At 44.6% G+C, this 19,759-nt stretch carries 18 protein-coding genes; 5 read left to right on the top strand and 13 right to left on the bottom strand.

The window, feature by feature from the left end; genetic code table 11:
* Window positions 1–121: 121 nt before the first annotated feature.
* Both sbcB and cdd read left to right on the top strand, forming a co-directional pair.
* Window positions 122–1,543 carry an exodeoxyribonuclease I gene (gene sbcB / locus L2755_RS04550; RefSeq protein WP_248979557.1) on the top strand — a complete coding sequence of 474 codons (1,422 nt, stop codon included), beginning with the start codon at window positions 122–124 and terminating at the stop codon, window positions 1,541–1,543.
* A 97-nt stretch (window positions 1,544–1,640) separates the two neighbouring features.
* Window positions 1,641–2,531, top strand: a complete 891-nt coding sequence (cdd, locus tag L2755_RS04545; RefSeq protein WP_248979556.1) for a cytidine deaminase — start codon at window positions 1,641–1,643, stop codon at window positions 2,529–2,531.
* A gap of 82 nt (window positions 2,532–2,613) precedes the next feature.
* Here cdd and L2755_RS04540 read toward each other — a convergent pair whose 3' ends face one another.
* The 11 genes from L2755_RS04540 to yceD form a co-directional block, all read right to left on the bottom strand.
* Window positions 2,614–3,489, bottom strand: coding sequence for an NAD(P)-dependent oxidoreductase (locus tag L2755_RS04540; protein ID WP_248979555.1), 876 nt, complete (start codon window positions 3,487–3,489; stop codon window positions 2,614–2,616).
* 142 nt (window positions 3,490–3,631) lie between these two features.
* On the bottom strand, window positions 3,632–4,111 hold the full coding sequence (locus L2755_RS04535; protein ID WP_248979554.1) for an acyl-CoA thioesterase: 480 nt from the start codon (window positions 4,109–4,111) through the stop codon (window positions 3,632–3,634).
* A 67-nt stretch (window positions 4,112–4,178) separates the two neighbouring features.
* Window positions 4,179–4,547 carry a hypothetical protein gene (locus tag L2755_RS04530; RefSeq protein WP_248979553.1) on the bottom strand — a complete coding sequence of 123 codons (369 nt, stop codon included), beginning with the start codon at window positions 4,545–4,547 and terminating at the stop codon, window positions 4,179–4,181.
* A gap of 231 nt (window positions 4,548–4,778) precedes the next feature.
* Window positions 4,779–6,017 carry a beta-ketoacyl-ACP synthase II gene (gene fabF, locus L2755_RS04525; RefSeq protein ID WP_248979552.1) on the bottom strand — a complete coding sequence of 413 codons (1,239 nt, stop codon included), beginning with the start codon at window positions 6,015–6,017 and terminating at the stop codon, window positions 4,779–4,781.
* A gap of 229 nt (window positions 6,018–6,246) precedes the next feature.
* Complete coding sequence (gene acpP, locus L2755_RS04520) at window positions 6,247–6,480, bottom strand: acyl carrier protein (RefSeq protein WP_011496723.1); 234 nt, start codon at window positions 6,478–6,480, stop codon at window positions 6,247–6,249.
* Between the two features lie 158 nt (window positions 6,481–6,638).
* A complete protein-coding gene (gene fabG, locus L2755_RS04515; protein WP_248979551.1) occupies window positions 6,639–7,385 on the bottom strand; it encodes a 3-oxoacyl-ACP reductase FabG in 747 nt (248 codons plus the stop codon).
* A 9-nt stretch (window positions 7,386–7,394) separates the two neighbouring features.
* Window positions 7,395–8,321 carry an ACP S-malonyltransferase gene (fabD, locus tag L2755_RS04510; RefSeq protein ID WP_248979550.1) on the bottom strand — a complete coding sequence of 309 codons (927 nt, stop codon included), beginning with the start codon at window positions 8,319–8,321 and terminating at the stop codon, window positions 7,395–7,397.
* A 43-nt stretch (window positions 8,322–8,364) separates the two neighbouring features.
* Complete coding sequence (locus L2755_RS04505) at window positions 8,365–9,324, bottom strand: beta-ketoacyl-ACP synthase III (RefSeq protein WP_248979549.1); 960 nt, start codon at window positions 9,322–9,324, stop codon at window positions 8,365–8,367.
* 10 nt (window positions 9,325–9,334) lie between these two features.
* On the bottom strand, window positions 9,335–10,363 hold the full coding sequence (plsX, locus tag L2755_RS04500) for a phosphate acyltransferase PlsX (RefSeq protein ID WP_248979548.1): 1,029 nt from the start codon (window positions 10,361–10,363) through the stop codon (window positions 9,335–9,337).
* 15 nt (window positions 10,364–10,378) lie between these two features.
* Window positions 10,379–10,549, bottom strand: coding sequence for a 50S ribosomal protein L32 (rpmF, locus tag L2755_RS04495; protein ID WP_202285125.1), 171 nt, complete (start codon window positions 10,547–10,549; stop codon window positions 10,379–10,381).
* A gap of 17 nt (window positions 10,550–10,566) precedes the next feature.
* A complete protein-coding gene (yceD, locus tag L2755_RS04490) occupies window positions 10,567–11,091 on the bottom strand; it encodes a 23S rRNA accumulation protein YceD (RefSeq protein ID WP_248979547.1) in 525 nt (174 codons plus the stop codon).
* A 666-nt stretch (window positions 11,092–11,757) separates the two neighbouring features.
* On the opposite strand from yceD, the gene L2755_RS04485 reads away from it, so the two are divergent.
* Entirely contained in the window at window positions 11,758–12,339 is a 582-nt protein-coding gene (locus L2755_RS04485) for a Maf family protein (RefSeq protein WP_248979546.1), read from the top strand.
* 238 nt (window positions 12,340–12,577) lie between these two features.
* Here the strand turns inward: L2755_RS04485 and L2755_RS04480 are convergent, their stop codons facing one another.
* Window positions 12,578–13,228 carry an HAD-IA family hydrolase gene (locus L2755_RS04480; protein WP_248979545.1) on the bottom strand — a complete coding sequence of 217 codons (651 nt, stop codon included), beginning with the start codon at window positions 13,226–13,228 and terminating at the stop codon, window positions 12,578–12,580.
* Window positions 13,225–14,184 (bottom strand): 23S rRNA pseudouridine(955/2504/2580) synthase RluC, encoded by a 960-nt coding sequence (gene rluC, locus L2755_RS04475; protein WP_248979544.1) that lies wholly within the window; start codon window positions 14,182–14,184, stop codon window positions 13,225–13,227. The genes L2755_RS04480 and rluC overlap by 4 nt, the downstream gene beginning before the upstream one ends.
* Window positions 14,185–14,781: 597 nt before the next feature.
* On the opposite strand from rluC, the gene rne reads away from it, so the two are divergent.
* On the top strand, window positions 14,782–18,015 hold the full coding sequence (rne, locus tag L2755_RS04470; RefSeq protein ID WP_248979543.1) for a ribonuclease E: 3,234 nt from the start codon (window positions 14,782–14,784) through the stop codon (window positions 18,013–18,015).
* Between the two features lie 129 nt (window positions 18,016–18,144).
* The gene (locus L2755_RS04465; RefSeq protein ID WP_248979542.1) at window positions 18,145–19,704 is read left to right on the top strand and encodes a SulP family inorganic anion transporter; all 1,560 of its coding nucleotides are present in this window, start codon (window positions 18,145–18,147) and stop codon (window positions 19,702–19,704) included.
* The last annotated feature ends 55 nt before the right edge of the window (window positions 19,705–19,759 follow it).

Here is a 19,759-nt window from a genome sequence, read left to right as displayed (position 1 = left end):
CATTATGATGCACAACTTTATTTTAACACTGTATTTCAAGGTTGAACAGAAACGAACCTAATTCATTCTTAATATTTGATATTTAAAAGAAATAACCATATTTTTGATACATAAGTGAACTATGAAAAACGCTAAGAAACAACCTACTTTATATTGGCACGATTACGAGACATTCGGTGCAAACCCAGCAAAAGACAGACCGTCTCAATTTGCTGGCGTCAGGACAGACATGGACCTCAACATTATTGAGGAGCCAGTGACCTTTTATTGTAAGCTTGCAAACGACTACCTGCCATCGCCAGAAGCCATTTTGATCACCGGGATCACCCCGCAACTGGCCAATATGAAAGGGATGCCAGAAGCTGAATTCATGGCTAAAATCAACCATCAATTCAGCCAAGAAAACACCTGTGTTGTCGGTTATAACTCAATTCGGTTTGACGATGAAGTCACCCGCTATGGCTTCTATCGCAACTTCTTCGACCCCTATGCTAGAGAGTGGCAAAACGGCAATAGTCGCTGGGATATCATTGATTTAGTCCGTGCTTGCTATGCATTTAGACCCGATGGAATAAACTGGCCACAAAAAGAAGATGGCTCGCCCAGTTTTAAACTTGAACAGCTCACGGTTGCCAATGGCCTTAGTCACGAGAAAGCCCACGATGCCATGTCGGATGTTTATGCCACCATTGCGATGGCTAAGCTTATAAAATCAGTGCAGCCGAAACTGTTCGATTACTACTTCAGTCTGCGCCGAAAACAGGAAGTTAGTAAGCTTATTGATGTGCTGGAGATGAAGCCCCTAGTACATGTAAGCTCTAAAATTAGCGCACTCAATGGTTGTACGACATTAATTGCGCCGCTGGCCTTTCACTCCACCAATAAGAATGCGGTTATTTGTGTCAATTTGGCCATGGATGTCACGCCACTCATTGAGTTAACGGCTGAGCAGATTAGAGAGCGCATGTACACGAGGCGTGACGATTTAGCCGAAGATGAGCTACCTATCGGCATTAAGCAGATCCATATCAATAAGAGCCCATTTCTTGCGGGCGCTAAAACGTTAACCGATGAGAATGCAGCTCGTCTTGATATCGATAAGGCATTCGCAAGAGAGCAATACAAGCGACTTAGACAGCACCCAGAGATAAGAGAGAAGCTGGTTGACGTGTTTGATTTTGATATCGAGTCAGATCGCGTCATTACAGATTGCGATCTTCAGCTTTATAGCGGTGGCTTCTTTAGTCATGCGGACAAGGCCAAAATGGAGATGATCCGTAATACTAAGCCCGTCAATTTGGCAGCACTTGAGCTTTCGTTTGACGATGAACGCTTACCGGAAATGTTGTATCGATATCGGGCGCGTAATTATCCTGAAACACTGGATGATTCAGAGCTCATTCGTTGGCGTGAATTCTGTCAGCCAAGACTTAATGATCCTGACTATATGATCAGGCTTGAAAACATCATTGAAGAAACTGAGCAAGATGAATCAAAGCAGAAATTATTACAGGCTTTATGTCATTATCTTAGAAGTCTTTAGGTTTTTTAGGCCATAAAATGCGATCTATGTCGCATTCTATATGTAACAAGCTTACTAGAATGATATTCCAATAGCGTTAATTGAAAGGAAGTAGCGAATGCAAGACCGATTTTTGAAAAGCATAGCTAATTTACCGGAGCCTCTCGCGACGGCAATCGTACCGATTTTAGATAAAGACTTTGCTGGGCATATCGATGCTCAGCAACTTGATGAATTAAAAACGGCGACCCAGATGGATGAGCAAGCGTTGCTGCTGGCGTTACTGCCAATATCTGCGGCGCTTGCAAGAGTACCTATCAGTAATTTTTATGTTGGCGCGATAGCAAAAGGCAAAAGCGGCGATATATACATGGGTGCCAACCTCGAGTTACCTGGCGAAGCGCTGTTTCATTCTGTGCACGCAGAGCAGAGCGCGATTAGCCATGCTTGGCTAAGTGGTGAACGTCAAATTGAAGATGTCATCGTTAACTTTTCACCCTGTGGCCACTGTCGCCAATTTATGAATGAGCTGGTTGAAGGCCAGAAGGTGAACATCCACCTTCCTGAACAAGAAATTCAACCTCTGTCCCATTATCTACCCTATGCCTTTGGTCCGAGCGATCTAAATATCACAGAGCCCTTGCTAACCAAGCAGCAGCATGAGCTGAGTCTGGACAGCTCAGACCCGATGATCATCGAGGCAGTCGATCATGCAGGTCTTAGTTACGCTCCGTACACCAAAAACTATGCAGCCGTGGTATTAGAGACTAAAGATGGTGCCACCTATTGTGGCCGCTACGCTGAAAATGCAGCGTTTAACCCGTCGATGTTACCGATGCAAATGGCGCTATCGACTATGGCGCGTCACAATCGTGATTTCAGTGACATTAACCGTGCAGTACTCATCGAGTCCTCTAAAGGCGTGGTTTCATTAGTGGGTGCGACAATGGATGCGCTACACGCAGTCGCTGCTGTAGAACTTGAACATATCGTGGTTGAACCTGAATAACTCCTATTCTAGCGTGTTATTCTGAGCTTAAACTAAAAATGGACTGCCTAGGCAGTCCATTTTTTATGTTAACCGCAGCAAGTTAACGCCTGTTTTTTTCAAGCCTCGCCAGTAAACTAGAGGTATCCCAACGGTTACCGCCCATGCCTTGAACCTCTGAATAGAATTGATCTACCAGCGCGGTTAATGGCAGCTGTGAGCCATTACGACGAGCCTCTTCTAGGGCAATGCCTAAATCCTTGCGCATCCAATCAATGGCAAAGCCAAAATCATATTCGCCCTGCCACATGGTTTGATAGCGATTTTCCATCTGCCACGATTGCGCCGCGCCTTTACTGATCACTTCAACGACTTTTTCGCCGTCTAAACCCGCACTACGGGCAAAGTGCAGTCCTTCTGCGAGTCCCTGTACCACACCAGCAATACAGATTTGATTAACCATCTTGGTCAATTGTCCTGCACCTACGTCACCGAGAAGCTCGACGCAACGTGCATAGGAGTCAATAACCGCTTTTACTTTATCAAAGGTTGCTTCGGCGCCACCGGCCATGACCGTTAACAGGCCATTTTCAGCGCCAGCTTGGCCGCCAGATACCGGCGCATCGATAAAGCCAATTTCAACTTTACTTGCGGCAGTTGCAATCTCTCTTGCCACATCTGCTGAAGCCGTTGTATGATCGACTAAAATAGCACCCGGTTTCATACCTGCTAAAACGCCCTGCTCCCCAAGGGTGACTTGTCGTAAGTCATCATCATTACCAACACAAACAAAGACGATATCTTGCCCTGCTGCCGCGGCTTTTGGCGTTGAACAGTATTGCCCTGAAAACTCCTCACTCCATGCTCTAGCTTTAGACTCTGTACGGTTATATACCGTCACATCATGGCCATTTTTAACCAAGTGACCCGCCATGGGATAACCCATCACTCCTAAACCGATAAATGCAACTTTAGCCATTATTGTTCCTATTATGTAGGGGAATTCTATGTTGTTTTAAGGCATTCTACTGTGGTTGGCTTAAACAAAAAAGTCTCTAGTAGATAATAAAAAAGCCAGCAAATGCTAGCTTTCCTATTATTTAAATTTGATTAATTTAGACCTATAAGGTTACGTGGGCTTCCATCTCCGCACCAATCTTTTTACGCATCTCCATTAAGCGCACTGCAGATCCACGTAATTCGATATCGGCACTGGTACTCGGTACCCATTCAGGAACCGGGGTCGGCTGACCTTCATCATCAACAGCCACCATAATCAACACACAATGTGTTGTGAGATGTCTTGCTGCTGTTTTAGGGTCGCCGGCCTTCACATCTATGCCTAAATGCATTGATGTTCTGCCGGTATAAATAACCTTCGCAGTGACCTCAACGATGTTACCAACGTGAATAGGCTTAATAAAACGAATTCCGCCAGCATAAGCCGTTATGCAATATTTACCACTCCAACCCGCAGCACAAGCGTAGCCCGCGAGATCGATCCACTTCATTACCGCGCCGCCGTGGACTTTACCACCAAAATTAACGTCTGCAGGTTCTGCTAAAAATCGTAACGTAAGCTGCCTTTCGGTTCCTGCCATATCGACCTCAAAATAAAAACTATCTAGTAGATTGAGTTTACGCGAAATAACGCACTACAGCACCCAATTAACCATACTGAATAACCCAAAAGGAACCGATTAACATGATCGGTAAAGCAAATCGATACAGCCAAAGCTGTATTGTCCTATGAATAAACTTCGGCAAACTGACCAGAGAGTAGAAGCTTATACCAGCCAAAAATAGCACAAGTACTTCAACGCCGGCAATGATGCCCCCCAGCTCGCTGACATCAATGGCAGTAACTAATAGAGCAAACCATATAATGGCAAATGCAGTAATAGCGACATTAAACGTTTTGATCCCAATGGTTAGTTTAGGGTGCCATTGAATAGCTTCGCCACGAATAAGTTCATTTAAATTAGCAGTCAGCATGCCTAGGATTGGCATTATGGGTACGACGGAAAGGTTTAGCAATTTAGTTTATCCTAAAGATCATTGCATGAATGAAACATTCAATCACGCACTCAGTTTTCGGTGAGTATCTGCTCATTTGGGAAGTTGTTAAAGCAATTAAATCAATATGAAGTAATATTAATTTTGTAAATATATAGGGTTAACCTTTCGACTATTTTGGCCGCTGTAGATATAAAAAAAGCGCCAATAGGCGCTTTTAAATTCAACAACTATTCATCTAAATAGTGACGACTAGATTTTCTTAAACAGCAACGAGCCGTTAGTACCACCAAAACCAAATGAGTTGCATAAGCCATACTCGAACTTATAATCGCGCGCAGTATGCGGAACAAAGTCCAAATCGCAACCTTCATCTGGATTATCTAAGTTCAATGTTGGCGGAATAACCTGATCTCTAAGTGCCAGTAGAGTAATAATAGCTTCAACCGAACCTGCAGCGCCCAAGAGATGCCCTGTCATCGATTTAGTCGAACTAACGGCTAAGTCGTATGCATGAGCACCAAATGTTGATTTTACCGCTGCAGCTTCTGCTCTATCACCCGTAGGAGTTGATGTACCATGTGCATTGATGTAACCGATAGCTTCACGACCTATTTTAGCATCGTTAATTGCATTGGCCATTGCCGCTGCAGCACCTGCACCGTCACTGGGTGGTGACGTCATATGGAATGCGTCGCCGCTCATACCGAAGCCGACAAGCTCACCGTATATCGTGGCACCACGTGCTTTGGCGTGCTCATACTCTTCCATGACCATAACACCGGCGCCGTCACCAATAACAAAACCATCACGGTCTTTATCCCAAGGGCGACTCGCCGCCAGCGGATCATCATTACGAGTAGAAAGTGCTTTTGCAGAACCAAAACCAGCAACCGCTAATGGGCAAGTCGCATCTTCTGCGCCACCGGCAACCATGACATCAGCATCGCCATAAGCGATTGTACGCGCCGCAAAACCAATATTATGTACACCGGTTGTACAAGCCGTTGTCACGGCGAAATTGGGGCCGGTCATGCCGTATTTAATCGACAGGTGACCTGAGATCATATTAATGATGGTGCTGGGCACAAAAAAGGGCGACACTTTGCGCGGTCCACCTTTCATTAAAGCCGCGTGGTTTTTCTCAATCAAAGGCAATCCGCCCATGCCAGCGCCAATGGCGGTTCCGACACGGCTAGGATCAAGCTTATCCATCTCAAGGCCTGAATCTTCTACAGCTTGTATGCCTGCAGCCATGCCGTACTGGATAAACAAGTCCATCTTACGGGCATCTTTACGTGACATGTACTGTTCAACGTCAAAGTCCTTAACAGAACCGCTAAAACGAGTCGTGAACTCGCTAGCATCAAATTTGGTTATTGGTGCGATACCACTTTTACCGGCAACGAGTGCTTTCCAAGTAGAATCCACAGTATTGCCCACAGGGCTAACTAGGCCTAAGCCAGTTACGACGACACGACGTTTAGACACGCTATCACCTTTATCTAATTAAAAATGAGGTATATACCAACTATATTTAGTGGAATTGGTATTATGATAGTACTAAAGAGATTGAACTACCAATACCTTCACGAGCCAGGTCTGATTGGTGTATTGAAGCGGAAGCGAGGACATTATTGCTTAAAGACTTACATCAATCAGTGGCTTTTACAAACAAAAACAGGCGACATAAATGCCGCCTGTTTTCAGAAATTCTAGATTACTGATTCTTAGAAACGTAATCGATCGCTGCTTGAACAGTAGTGATCTTTTCTGCTTCTTCATCAGGGATCTCGGTATCAAACTCTTCTTCTAGAGCCATAACCAATTCAACAGTGTCTAGAGAATCGGCACCTAAATCGTCAACGAAAGATGCTGCTGATTTAACGTCTTCTTCTTTAACACCTAGTTGCTCGATGATGATTTTCTTTACACGTTCTTCGATGTTGCTCATTGTTTTCTTTCCTAATTCAAATTACACACTTGCGTAAGATTGTCAGTAGTTTATTGAATTTGGCGGACATTGCAAGCTTAACTTTTGTGGTCTAACCACAAAATCGACTCACCGTTGATGCAGATCACCCCTCTAAAGAGGTAATTGCCCGCCGTTCCCTAAACCATGTACATGCCGCCGTTCACATGGAGAGTCTCTCCAGTGATGTAAGCGGCGGAGTCTGACGCTAAAAAGAGGACTGCGTTAGCAATTTCCTGCGCCTGACCAAGCCTTCCCATTGGCACTTGCGACATGATAGCTTGTTGCTGGCTTTCTGTCAGCTCATCTGTCATATCTGTCTGGATAAATCCAGGGGCTATAGCATTAACTGTTATTTGACGAGATGCAACCTCTCTTGCAAGAGATTTTGTAAATCCAATCAAACCTGCTTTAGCGGCAGAGTAGTTAGTTTGGCCTGCATTGCCCATGGTACCTACCACTGAGCCAATATTGATGATGCGTCCATGACGTTTTTTCATCATCGATCTCATGACAGCTTTTGAAGTGCGGAACAAAGAGGTTAGATTAGTGTCAATAATATCTTGCCACTCATCGTCCTTCATTCGCATCAATAAATTGTCACGAGTTATGCCTGCGTTGTTAACTAAAATATCAACATCGCCCGCTTTTTCTTTAATTGTTGCAAACAAGGTTTTAACCGAATCGCTATCAGTCACGTTTAAAACAAGACCATGACCATTATCGCCCAAATAAGCTTGAATCGCTTCAGCGCCACGCTCACTGGTCGCGGTTCCGATAACAACAGCACCTGCTGCAACTAACGTTTCCGCAACTGCACGGCCAATACCCCGGCTAGCACCCGTTACTAGGGCAACTTTACCCGTCAGATCAAAATTAATACTCATTAGATTTCCTTATTCGGTCAATGCTGCGAATGACGCAGCATCGTTAATTGCTTTTGCTGTGAGTGAGCGGTTAATACGCTTACTCAGCCCGGTTAGCACTTTCCCAGGGCCGATTTCAAATAAATTAGTGATACCTTGCGACGCCATTAATTCGACAGTTTCCGACCATCTTACAGGGCGATATAGTTGTCGAACCAAGGCATCCTTAATCTCTTGTGCCGCAACAGGACTCGCGACATCGACATTATTGATCACGGTAACTGAAGGTGCGCTGAACTCAATATCATTAAGCGCTGTTGCAAGTCTATCGGCAGCGGGTTTCATCAACTGGCAATGAGATGGCACACTCACCGGTAATGCAACCGCCATTTTAGCGCCACTTGCTTTACATATCGCCGCTGCGCGTTCTACCGCTGCTTTTTCACCAGCAATCACCACTTGGCCTGGGCTGTTGTAATTAACCGGGCTAACCACTTCGCCTTGAGCCGCTTCTTCGCATGCTTTTGCGATAGCATCATTATCTAGACCGATAATGGCAAACATTGCGCCTGTACCTGCTGGTACCGCTTGTTGCATTAGTTGGCCACGTAGCTCAACCAATCTGATTGCCACTTCAAAATCTATCACACCAGCACACACTAACGCTGAGTATTCACCCAGACTATGGCCTGCCATCATCTTCGGCAAACGCTTACCAGAGGCAACATAGGCACGGTAAATGGCAACACTTGCCGCGAGTAACGCTGGCTGAGTTTTATCGGTTTGATTAAGCGCTTCAACCGGTCCTTGTTGCACCAGTTCCCACAGGTCATAACCAAGCACATTGCTTGCTTGCGCAAACGTCTCACCAATTATAGGTTGAGACTCAGCAAGTTCTGCCAGCATGGCTAATGCTTGGGAACCCTGCCCCGGGAATACAAAAGCGGTATTTTCCATATAAATTACCTTTCAAATTTACGTCTTACCGTTAATACGGTAGTTAAAAGCGAACTAAAGCACTTCCCCAGGCAAATCCTGCACCGAAGGCTTCAAGCAATATCATTTGACCACGTTGGATCCGCCCATCTCTCACAGCTTCATCTAGTGCAATCGGCACTGACGCAGCAGAGGTGTTACCGTGTTTTGCCAAAGTCAGTACAACTTTATCAAGACTCATATCCAATTTCTTTGCGGTCGCTTTGATAATTCTAAAATTTGCCTGATGTGGCACCAGCCAATCAATATCAGACTTTTCAATATTATTTTGACGCAATGTTTCAGTGACAACGTGTGATAATTGCGTTACCGCCACCTTAAATACGTCGTTACCTTTCATGGTCATATAACCCATTGCTTCGGACGTTTCGCCTTTACGCGGTGGGATTGAACATTTGAGCAGATCGCCTTGTCGGCCATCGGCATAGATATGGGTCGAGATGATGCCCGGTTCGGTTGATGCACCGATAACTGCGGCGCCGGCACCATCACCAAATAGAATTATAGTCGAACGGTCTTCAGGTTCACACAAGCGAGATAATACATCTGCACCGATAACCAACACATTGCGCGCTGCACCTGATTTCACATATTGATCAGCAATTGATAATGCGTAAACAAAACCAGAACATGCCGCTGCAATATCAAAAGCAGGAATAGTATGGATACCGAGCATGGCTTGAATTTCACAAGCGGCGGCAGGGAAAGCATTGCTTGCACTGGTGGTGCCACAAACAATCATATCAATTTCAGTTGCATCGATACCGGCCATTTCGATGGCTTTTAATGCAGCTTGATATCCCATGGTAGCAACAGTTTCATCTACTGCTGCGATTCGACGCTCTGAAATACCTGTGCGTTCAACAATCCATTGGTCGGTGGTTTCCACCATTTTTTCTAGATCTTGATTAGTGCGCACTTGTACCGGTAGATAGCTACCAGTACCGAGAATTTTTGTATGCATAAGGAATTTATCAGCTATTAATGTCTAAAAGAATCGACTCAAGACGGTCTTCGATCATCTTAGGGAGTCGACGTTGTGCTTCGGTTACTGCCAAGCTTATTGCTTGTAAAAAAGCAGCTTCATCTGCACACCCATGACTTTTTACTACAATTCCGCGCAATCCTATCAGACTTGCTCCATTGTAGTGGTCGGGGTTCATCTGATTCAACAAAGAATGAATGCGAGGCGCGATTATTTTGGCGAGAATACGTACGAAAAAGCCTTTATTCAGGGCTTTCTTCAGCTGGTGAGTTAGCAGCCTAGCAATACCTTCAGACGTTTTTAAGGTGATATTACCGACAAAACCATCACACACGATCACATCGACATTACCCGAATAGATCTCATCACCTTCAATAAAACCAGTGTAGTTCACTTGAGGAATTTGTTGCAGTAGTTGACCGGCCTGTTGGACCTGATCATTACCTTTAATCTCTTCTACACCCACATTGAGCAAAGCCACTTTTGGCGAAACCGTTTTATCAACCGTTTCACTAAGCACTGATCCCATCACCGCAAATTGAAATAAGGTTTCAGAATCGCAAGAAACGTTTGCCCCTAAGTCCAATAAATAAACCGGGGTGTTATTTACCGCGGGTAAACAGCTAACAAGTGCTGGACGGTCAATACCGGGCAATGTCTTAAGCAGTACTTTGGAAATCGCCATTAACGCACCTGTATTACCCGCGCTTAAACAAGCTTGAGCTTTACCGTCACGCACTAACTCAATTGCAAGCCGCATAGAGCTTTGCTTGCGATGTCTTAAGGCATGCACGGGGCGATCAGACATAGTCACCACTTCGGTTGTATGTTTAATCTCAATACGATTTTTAATTGCGGGTTCTGCAGATACTAGATATTCGTCAATCTGGACTTGATCGCCCACGAGAATGACTTTTAAAAGGGGATTTAAGCGAAGTGCCTGCAAAGTTGCAGGCACTGTGATGCGGGGACCAAAGTCGCCCCCCATCGCATCTAACGCAAGCGTCAGATTTGTCATCAGGGTCTCAACAAATTACTTGTTGATAACCTTTTGACCACGGTAAAAACCATCCGCAGTCACATTGTGACGAAGGTGTAGTTCACCGCTCGTTGCATCCACTGATAATTGAGGCGTGCTCAAAGAATCGTGTGAACGACGCATACCGCGCTTTGAACGAGATTTTTTGTTCTTTTGTACTGCCATGGGACCTGTCTCCTAGATTACTTGCTCTTCAGTTTTTCTAACACTGCAAACGGATTTGGACGCTCCTCTTGAGCGGGTTCGATCACGCCTACGACTATATCTTGTTTACCTTGATGACAATCTTCATTCTCATGCATGGCAATCAAAGGCATAGCGACTATCAATTCATCTTCAATCAATTGATGTAGACGGACTTCGCCAATTTCATTGCACTCAATTGGCTCATACGCATCCGGGAGCTCATCGATTTCAGCTTCAGTCTTACAAAGACCAAAACTAAACTCGACCGTAACCTCAGTGGTAAATAGTGTCATACAACGTTGACAATTCAGAGTGAGCTCCGTCACAGCCTTCCCGTTAAGGTAGACTATCCCCTGTATATCTACGCCACATTCAAGCGACACTACCACATCAGAACAGTCGCCGGCACTTAATTCATTTAATCGCTTTAACTGCTTACCGGGCACCAAACCTTCATAAGAAAGTTGGCTTGCGGAAGCGCGAACGGGATCAATTGAAACCGGTATCTTTACTGTTTGCATAAGGCGCGCATTTTAGGTGAATTTTAGCAGAAGTCAACACCCTTATACTTCCAAGGTGATTAACCGCCGTTTGATTCAGCTAACGTGAGTTGTTAGGTAACCGCATTGTACAAGAAACCCAAGGCCCATGACATTAAATTTCAGTGGTAAATGAGTTTAAGTGTTGGTAAATCCATCGAAGGAGTAAGTTTTGTGATAACAACGCAACTAGTCAGGTCATTTTCGCATTAGATTAATCTCAATGAGGTTAAACATTAGCCCTATTTAATAGCGCTATGAGTAGCACACGTCGAGCAAACCAGTTAACAAATTTGACGAAAGACTCATAAAACTGGCGATGGCCTAGCCTAGTACAACATGATGGCAGCTAACCAGCAGGAGATAACTTGACCGCCGAACCCGCCCTTGATATCCAACTCACGATAGTATGATCAAGCATTGCTATCCCCTCTCTCGCTGCTGTACAACGACTTAACCCTACCTATTGGTTTCATTTTAACGCCAAAATCGATACCATCAAAATCACAAGGCTAAGCGAATTCATACAATCATTAGATATTGTCGATGATTAAAAACATGTCAGTCCGATAATGACTTGCAAATAGTATTCATCTTTAGCGAAAATCCTTTTAAAGTATCTTGCTCTTCTCCCCCAAAGGTAAAACCATGTCAAAACCGCTTATACTGGCTTCCACGTCTCCATTTCGAAAGCAACTACTCGATAAACTCAATCTGTCCTTTAGCTGCTGCTCCCCTGAAGTCGATGAAACACCGTTAGAAAATGAATCACCACAAGACTTGGTGCTAAGACTCGCTAAGTTAAAAGCGGCTGCAGGCGCGGCACAGTTTACTGAGGGAGTCGTTATAGGCTCAGATCAAGTAGCTGTCATAGATAATAAGATTATTGGCAAACCACTCAATCGTGAAACTGCAATAGAACAACTCTCTCAGTCCAGTGGGCAGTCTATTACCTTCTATACAGGGCTGGCTCTACAAGATATTAAAAGTGGTCAGGTGGAAGCCATCGTTGAACCATTCATTGTCCACTTTAGAGCACTCAGCCAAAAAGCGATAAGCCGCTACGTCGACATCGAACAACCCTTTTATTGTGCTGGCAGTTTTAAATGTGAAGGTTTAGGAATTGCACTATTTGAACGCTTAGAAGGCAAGGACCCCAATACATTAGTCGGTCTGCCGTTAATTTCACTGATAGATTTGTTACACAGGCAAGGGATCGAAGTGTTGTAAATAATGAACTCTAAATTGAAAAATAAATATCCTAAAAATAAGCAGCAAGGCTAACCCGCATCGACTAAAGCTAGCCTATTCCACAAATCTGTCACTTGGATTAGCTTTCTTTAGCCGACGGATATAGCCGACTGATATATAATAGGCGATAGTAAAACTGTCGCCTATTATAACGGTAAATATAAGCTCGAAAAGAGTGAGCCCTGAACAAGTGGTACGATAAACGGCGGGTAAAAACCTACTTAGTTAGTACTTTTAACAGTGCCAACGGAGTATCGATAATCGCTTTTGGCTTTGCCACTATCAGTTTATCGTAGCTATGAGCGCCATAACTAACACCGACTGCGTCAATGCCAGCATTATTCGCCATATTTAGATCATGCACTGAGTCACCCACCATCAGAGCGCGTTCAGGAGCAACATTAAGCTCTTCTAGCAACTCATATAGCATGTCAGGATTAGGCTTACTTTTTGATTCATCGGCACAGCGGCTAGATTCAAAATGGTGACCCAAGCCCGTTTCTGCTAAAACACGGTTTAAACCATTCCTGCCCTTACCTGTCGCGACAGCCATACGATAGTTTTGCGTTGCGAGCTCTTGTAGTAGCGTTTCGCTACCTTCAAATAAAGGGCTGGGCGTGGTATTAAGTGTTAGATAATGATCTTTATATGAGGCGATCATTGGCTCAAACTGGCCTTGCCCTAGCTTTGGATACAGCGTTTTAAGTGCTTCATCCATAGATAAGCCAATAATATCGCGAATCGCATTTTCGCTTGGCTTGACTAAAGATAGAGCCCCTGCCATCTGTTGCATGCAAGTCACAATTTTACTGACGGAATCCATTAAGGTTCCGTCCCAATCAAAAATAACTAGCTCATATGACTTCATACTTTTTTCAGCTTAGATAAGGTAGATTCTAGAACAGGATCCATAGGTGCTTTCACTTCCATAATCTCGTCTGTGTCAGGATGAATAAACCTAAGCTGAGCGGCGTGCAAAAAGAGTCGATTCAGTCCGTGGACTCGCATCGAATCATCAAATTTTTGTTCGCTGTACTTTTCATCACAAGCGATAGGATGACCTGCATATTGACAATGCACACGAATTTGATGGGTTCGCCCGGTGATTGGGCTCGCTTGCACCAATGTTGCACCACTATAACGCTGCATGATCTTAAAGCGGGTTTCAGACTCTTTACCCTCTTTATTAACTCTGACAATGCGTTCACCAGATTTAAGCGTTAACTTTAATAACGGTGCTTTGACGGCCTTATCGTGTTTTTGCCACTCGCCTCTCACTAGCGCAAGATAATCTTTTTGCATCTTCTTATTTCTAAGCTGTTCATGCAGATGTTTAAGCGCGCTGCGTTTCTTGGCAATGAGTAACAGACCTGAAGTATCTTTATCTAAACGATGAACCAGTTCTAAGAACTTCTGTTGCGTACGTAAAGAGCGCATCGCCTCAATGACGCCAAAATCAACACCACTGCCGCCATGTACTGCAATGCCTGATGGCTTATTCAGTACAATAATGAATTTATCTTCGTAGATAATACGGTCTTCTAACTGCGACACCTTGGTTAATTTGGCTGACGGGCCTGGACGGTCGCCCGACTCAGACACGCGCACTGGTGGGATACGAACCACATCTCCATCTTGTAATTTATACTCGGGTTTAATGCGTTTTTTATTCACCCGGACCTCTCCTTTACGTATAATCCGATAGATCATACTTTTAGGAACGCCTTTCAATTTAGTGACTAAATAATTGTCGATACGCTGTCCGGTATGGTCTTCATCGATGGTAACCAGTCGAACTTCTACTTTTGGAGATGGAGTATTCATGCTGCGCCGCTATGTGTTTCGTTGCGGCATATTGTACAACAAGTGAAAAGAATTGTGCCTTTTCAATTGCTGATTTTATCTATTATTGCTATATTTCTCCCGCTAACGGGGATAATCAGTGGATAAACTGTTCACAAGCCCTCCTAGCACAGCGTTAAAGCATGAGACTAAAAATGTTTACAGTTTGATAGTAAATAATTGATTTACAGGTCGTTGTATCAATCAAAAGGTCAATAACTGGGCCTTCACGACTAAATCAAAACGTAACCCCAACTTACAACTGGTTTCTCTGCTGAAAACGACCCAATTTCGAAGAATAATTTTAGCTCGTCGTCAGACGTTACCGTTTCGAATTGGCATTACTGGAAAGTATTTTAAGAATTTATGGGGTTGGTTGACGTTTTACAACGAATTCCTTGTTTTTGTAAACATTAAAAAATAAGCCATAAATAGGATGCGACACGCAGAGAATGCGTCTAACAGCAATGCGCACCTTGCCTAGAGACTGACCGTGAGGTCCTGTTTTTTAATCCTAGGCCCGTAATGCAGTGAAATCAGTATCGTTTGATGACCTTTATAAAGAAGAATTAAATCATCATGAAACGGATGTTAATCAATGCAACTCAATCTGAAGAGTTGCGCGTAGCCCTAGTTGATGGGCAACAATTATATGATCTAGATATTGAAAGCCCAGGTCACGAACAGAAGAAAGCTAATATATATAAAGGGACGATCACTCGTGTAGAGCCGTCTTTAGAAGCTGCTTTTGTTAACTACGGCGCAGATCGCCATGGCTTCTTACCTTTAAAAGAGATCGCACGCGAATATTTCCCAAAAGGTTACTCTTTCCAAGGCCGTCCTAACATTAAGGAAGTGATTAAAGAAGGCCAGGAAGTTATCATTCAAATTGATAAAGAAGAGCGTGGCAACAAAGGGGCTGCACTGACAACTTTTATCAGTCTTGCCGGCTCTTACTTAGTATTAATGCCAAATAACCCACGTGCCGGCGGTATTTCTCGTCGTATCGAAGGTGATGAGCGCATCGAACTAAAAGCTGCACTTTCTGAACTTGATATTCCACAAGGTATGGGCCTTATTGTACGTACCGCGGGCGTTGGAAAAGATCCAACCGAATTGAAGTGGGACCTAAAAGTTCTACAACATCACTGGGCAGCAATTAAAGAGTCTGCTGAAAGTGCACCTGCACCCTTTTTAATCCACCAAGAAAGCAACGTTATCGTTCGTGCTATTCGCGACTACTTACGTCGTGACGTTGGTGAGATCCTTATCGATCACCCACGTATTTATGAAGAAGCTAAAGAGCATGTCGCGTTAGTTCGTCCTGACTTTGTTGAGCGTATTAAGCGTTATGACGCTGAAGTGCCACTATTTACCCACTTCCAAATTGAAACGCAAATTGAGTCTGCTTTCCAACGTGAAGTACGCTTACCCTCTGGTGGTTCGATTGTTATCGATCCAACAGAAGCACTGACCTCTATTGATATTAACTCCGCTCGTGCTACTAAAGGTGGCGATATTGAAGAGACAGCGCTAAACACTAACCTAGAAGCTGCTGACGAAATTGCACGTCAACTACGTCTGCGTGATTTAGGTGGTTTAGTGGTGATCGACTTCATCGATATGACCCCGGTTCGCAATCAACGAGAAGTTGAAAAGCGTATGCAAGATGCCGTTCATCATGACCGAGCTCGCGTTCAATTAGGCCGTATTTCACGCTTTGGTTTGATGGAGATGTCTCGCCAGCGCTTGCGCCCATCTTTAGAAGAGTCAGCAGCTCACCTTTGTCCACGTTGTCATGGACAAGGCACCGTCCGCGGTACTGAGTCACTTGCACTTTCAATTTTGCGTTTGATGGAAGAAGAAGCCATCAAAGAGAACACATCGCAGATTGAAGCCGTAGTCCCTGTTGATGTTGCTGCATTCCTGTTGAACGAAAAGCGTAAAGCAATTCGTATCACTGAAAAGCGTCACAATGTTGAAGTGTATGTGATCCCAGATCCAAACATGACTACACCAGATTATCGCGTAGTGCGTCATCGTAAAGATGATCAAATCAGCGAGTCGAGCTATAAGTTGCTTGAGCAAGAAGAAGCTAAGCTTTACGAGCCTCGTAAGCTTGAAAGAGCGACACCGCAACAACCAACACTAAAAGGTTTCTCAACGCCAAAAATAGCGGCTCCAACCCCAGTAGCAGCTAAGCCTGCGCCTGTAAAACCCGCTAAACCTGGTTTGTTTTCTAAAATTGCAGCCGTTATCAGCTCACTGTTTAGTAGCACTGAAGAAACCAAGGATGAACCTAAGCAGCAAGATAAAACCAGCCGCAACGGTCAAGCACGTAACAATAACCGTCGCAATAATAGTACTCGTCGTAACGACCCTCGCCGCAACCGCAACGAGAACCGTAATGACAGTCAGCAAAGTAAAGATAAGCGTACGAAGAGCATTCGAAATGACGCTAATGACAACTCTGCTAAAGTGCAAGAAGAGACTAAACGTCCCCAACGAAGTGAAAAACCTCGTAAGGCAGTAGACACTAGCACTGAGAATGCAGAACCTAAGCAAGAAGCTGCTCGTGAGCGTCGTCAACGTCGTAACATGCGTCGTAAGGTTCGCGTCAACAACGAGCAAGAAGAAACTACAGCCGTAGTTGCTATCTCTGAAGTGCCAGTTGAAGTACAGGTTGTTGCAGATGATAAACCTGCTCGTCCAAAGCGTCAGCCTCGTAAGCCAAGAGCTAAAGTTGAAGTTGAAGTTGAAGTTGAAGCAGTAGAAAACACTGAAGCAACTGACAATGCAGTAGTGGCTAACACTGAAGTAGCAAATGTTGTTGAAACCAACACAGCTACAGATACAGCTCTTAACGCAGAAGTCGTTACAACACCGATTGATGCTTCAGAGTCAGTCGCGGTTGAGCAAACTGCAGATGCTACAACTGATGATAAATCACGTGAGCCTCGAGAAGGTCAACGTAGAAGTCGTCGTAGCCCTCGTCACCTTCGTGCTGCTGGCCAGCGCCGTCGTCGTGATGAAGATGAAAACACTTCAGAGACTGCTGTATTTACGCCAAACGACGCACTAGAAGCTAGCGCACCGGCTCAAGCGTTTGAAACTCATGCTGAAGCGCCCGTCGCTAAAGTCAGTGAGCCTAAGGTTGAAGCGGCAGCAGCTGAAGTTAAAGCTGAGCCTGTTATAACTGAAGTTAAAGCTGAGCCTGTTGCAGCAGAAGCTGAAACCGTAGCAGTCGCTGTTGAAACTAAACCTGCTAAAGCTAAGACGAGTCGCTCTGCCGCGAGTTCATCAGCGATGAATACCTCTCCGGTTTATAAGCCAACGCCTGAAGTACAAGTTGAACCAACGCCAACTCCAGAAGTTGCAGTAGTGGTTGAAACACCGGTTGTTGCCGAGCCAGCACCAGTCGTTAAAGCAGAAGTAGTAACACCTGAGCCTGCTAAGGTTGAAACTGTTATCACAGAAGCACCGGTTGAAGCTAAAGCTGTCCAAGCCACGGTTAGCGCAAAAGCTGCGTCTGCACCAATGACAAAGCCAGCAGCAATAGCACCTACTGAAAACAAAACTGTTGCAGTAGACGTTGTTGCACAGCCTGCAGTCGTGGAAGCAAAGCCTGTTGTTAAGGCTAAGTCTGCAAGCCGATTTGGTTCAATGGTCATGTCAGACACGACCAAGCCTGTTGTTGAAGTCAGAGCAAACATCGAGACCCCAACGGGTCGCCAGTATGAAACCTCTGAGCAAAGCGATGCAGTAAAATCAAAAGTGTCAAACAGCGCTAATTCGGATACGGTTCGCACCTAATCTAAATTTAGATCTGTAACAAAAAGCCATGCTTAAGAGCATGGCTTTTTTTATATTAAAATAAGCCGGATTTTGATAGTATTCGCGCCCAGACTTATTCCTATCCAACAAATTGTTAACAGAGGCTAAATGTTCGATCTCATTCGTCACAAAACTTCCAGTTCAAGAGCTGACTTACTTTCAGGCTTAACCGTCGCCCTTGCTTTAGTACCAGAAGCGGTTGCATTTGCATTCGTTGCCGGTGTAGAGCCTATGGTCGGTTTGTATGCCGCCTTTATCATGGGACTAATCACTGCCGTCATCGGTGGTCGCCCAGGTATGATTTCCGGCGCGACTGGCGCTATGGCCGTTGTTATGGTCGCCCTTGTTGCTGAACATGGTGTAGCATATCTTTTTGCAGCAGTGGTACTCGCAGGTCTCATTCAGGTCTCGGCTGGTGTATTAAAACTCGGTAAATTTATCCGCATTGTTCCCTACCCAGTCATGATAGGTTTTGTTAATGGCTTAGCCATTGTTATTTTCTTAGCTCAGCTAGGACAGTTTCAAACACCTGATGCCAATGGCGTAATGAGCTGGTTACCTCAAGATCAGCTGGTACTGATGCTAGGACTCGTGCTCCTTACTATGGTCATTATTCAGTTCTTGCCTAAGCTAACCACCGCAATTCCGTCATCACTAGCTGCGATTTTAACCGTGACTCTACTGGTGACTTTCTTAAATCTAGATACCCGAACCGTACTGGATTTTCTTAAATCAATGAGTGGTGATGAACACGCAACAATAGCGGGTAGCTTACCCACCTTCTCTATTCCTGCGGTTGAGTTTAGCTTAGCGACGCTTTACATCATCTTGCCATATTCGCTTATTCTTGCCGCGGTAGGCTTGATTGAATCACTGCTAACACTCACTGTTATCGATGAGATGACAGGCACTCGTGGCCGTGGTAACAAAGAGTGTATCGGTCAAGGTGTTGGTAACATCACCAGTGGTTTCTTTGGTGCTATGGGGGGTTGTGCGATGATTGGTCAGTCCATGATCAACATTAACTCTGGCGGCCGTGGTCGTCTATCTGGGATCACTGCAGCGCTAGCACTACTTGCCTTCATCTTGTTCGGCTCATCAATGATTGAAATGATCCCACTTGCCGCACTTGTGGGTGTAATGTTCATGGTGGTGTTGGGTACATTTGAATGGGCTAGCTTCAAAGTGATGCGCAAAGTCCCTAAGCACGATGCTTTTGTGATTATCCTAGTGACTATCATAACCGTATTCACTGATCTCGCATTTGCTGTATTTGTTGGTGTTATTGTATCGGCATTGGTATTTGCATGGGAACATGCAAAGCATATCAACGTTGAAATTAGCGAAGATAAAAATGGCTGGAAAGTTTACAAGCTAAATGGTCCACTGTTTTTCGGTTCAGTGGCTGACTTTTTAGAACTGTTTCCTGCTAAAACAGATCCAGAAGATGTCATCGTCGACTTTCAAAACTCTCGCGTTTGTGACCACTCTGCACTCGATGCAATTGATACTCTAGCGGAGCGTTATGTCAGTGCCGGTAAGAAGCTGCATCTGCGTCACCTCAGTAATGACTGTAAAGAGTTGTTGCATAAAGCTGGCGACTTAGTCGAAGTTAACTTGATTGAAGATCCTCACTACAAAGTGGCTGACGATAAACTCGATTCATAAAAGTTTATAGCAGAAATAAGAAGACGAGCTTAATAGCTCGTCTTTTTTTGCTGCG

The sequence above is a fragment of the Shewanella abyssi genome (genome assembly GCF_023284025.1).
In the GTDB taxonomy this organism is placed as follows: Bacteria; Pseudomonadota; Gammaproteobacteria; order Enterobacterales; family Shewanellaceae; genus Shewanella; species Shewanella abyssi.
This window is presented reverse-complemented; position numbering and strand designations above follow the sequence as displayed.

Coding starts and splice junctions, on each gene's coding strand:
- L2755_RS04480 (WP_248979545.1), bottom strand. CDS start 13,228: ATGAAGTCATATGAGCTAGTTATTTTTGATTGGGACGGAACCTTAATG.
- rpmF (WP_202285125.1), bottom strand. CDS start 10,549: ATGGCAGTACAAAAGAACAAAAAATCTCGTTCAAAGCGCGGTATGCGT.
- plsX (WP_248979548.1), bottom strand. CDS start 10,363: ATGACAAATCTGACGCTTGCGTTAGATGCGATGGGGGGCGACTTTGGT.
- yceD (WP_248979547.1), bottom strand. CDS start 11,091: ATGCAAACAGTAAAGATACCGGTTTCAATTGATCCCGTTCGCGCTTCC.
- fabG (WP_248979551.1), bottom strand. CDS start 7,385: ATGAGTATTAATTTTGATCTGACGGGTAAAGTTGCCCTAGTAACGGGT.
- fabD (WP_248979550.1), bottom strand. CDS start 8,321: ATGGAAAATACCGCTTTTGTATTCCCGGGGCAGGGTTCCCAAGCATTA.
- rne (WP_248979543.1), top strand. CDS start 14,782: ATGAAACGGATGTTAATCAATGCAACTCAATCTGAAGAGTTGCGCGTA.
- L2755_RS04540 (WP_248979555.1), bottom strand. CDS start 3,489: ATGGCTAAAGTTGCATTTATCGGTTTAGGAGTGATGGGTTATCCCATG.
- acpP (WP_011496723.1), bottom strand. CDS start 6,480: ATGAGCAACATCGAAGAACGTGTAAAGAAAATCATCATCGAGCAACTA.
- L2755_RS04505 (WP_248979549.1), bottom strand. CDS start 9,324: ATGCATACAAAAATTCTCGGTACTGGTAGCTATCTACCGGTACAAGTG.
- L2755_RS04535 (WP_248979554.1), bottom strand. CDS start 4,111: ATGGCAGGAACCGAAAGGCAGCTTACGTTACGATTTTTAGCAGAACCT.
- rluC (WP_248979544.1), bottom strand. CDS start 14,184: ATGAATACTCCATCTCCAAAAGTAGAAGTTCGACTGGTTACCATCGAT.
- cdd (WP_248979556.1), top strand. CDS start 1,641: ATGCAAGACCGATTTTTGAAAAGCATAGCTAATTTACCGGAGCCTCTC.
- sbcB (WP_248979557.1), top strand. CDS start 122: ATGAAAAACGCTAAGAAACAACCTACTTTATATTGGCACGATTACGAG.
- L2755_RS04465 (WP_248979542.1), top strand. CDS start 18,145: ATGTTCGATCTCATTCGTCACAAAACTTCCAGTTCAAGAGCTGACTTA.
- L2755_RS04485 (WP_248979546.1), top strand. CDS start 11,758: ATGTCAAAACCGCTTATACTGGCTTCCACGTCTCCATTTCGAAAGCAA.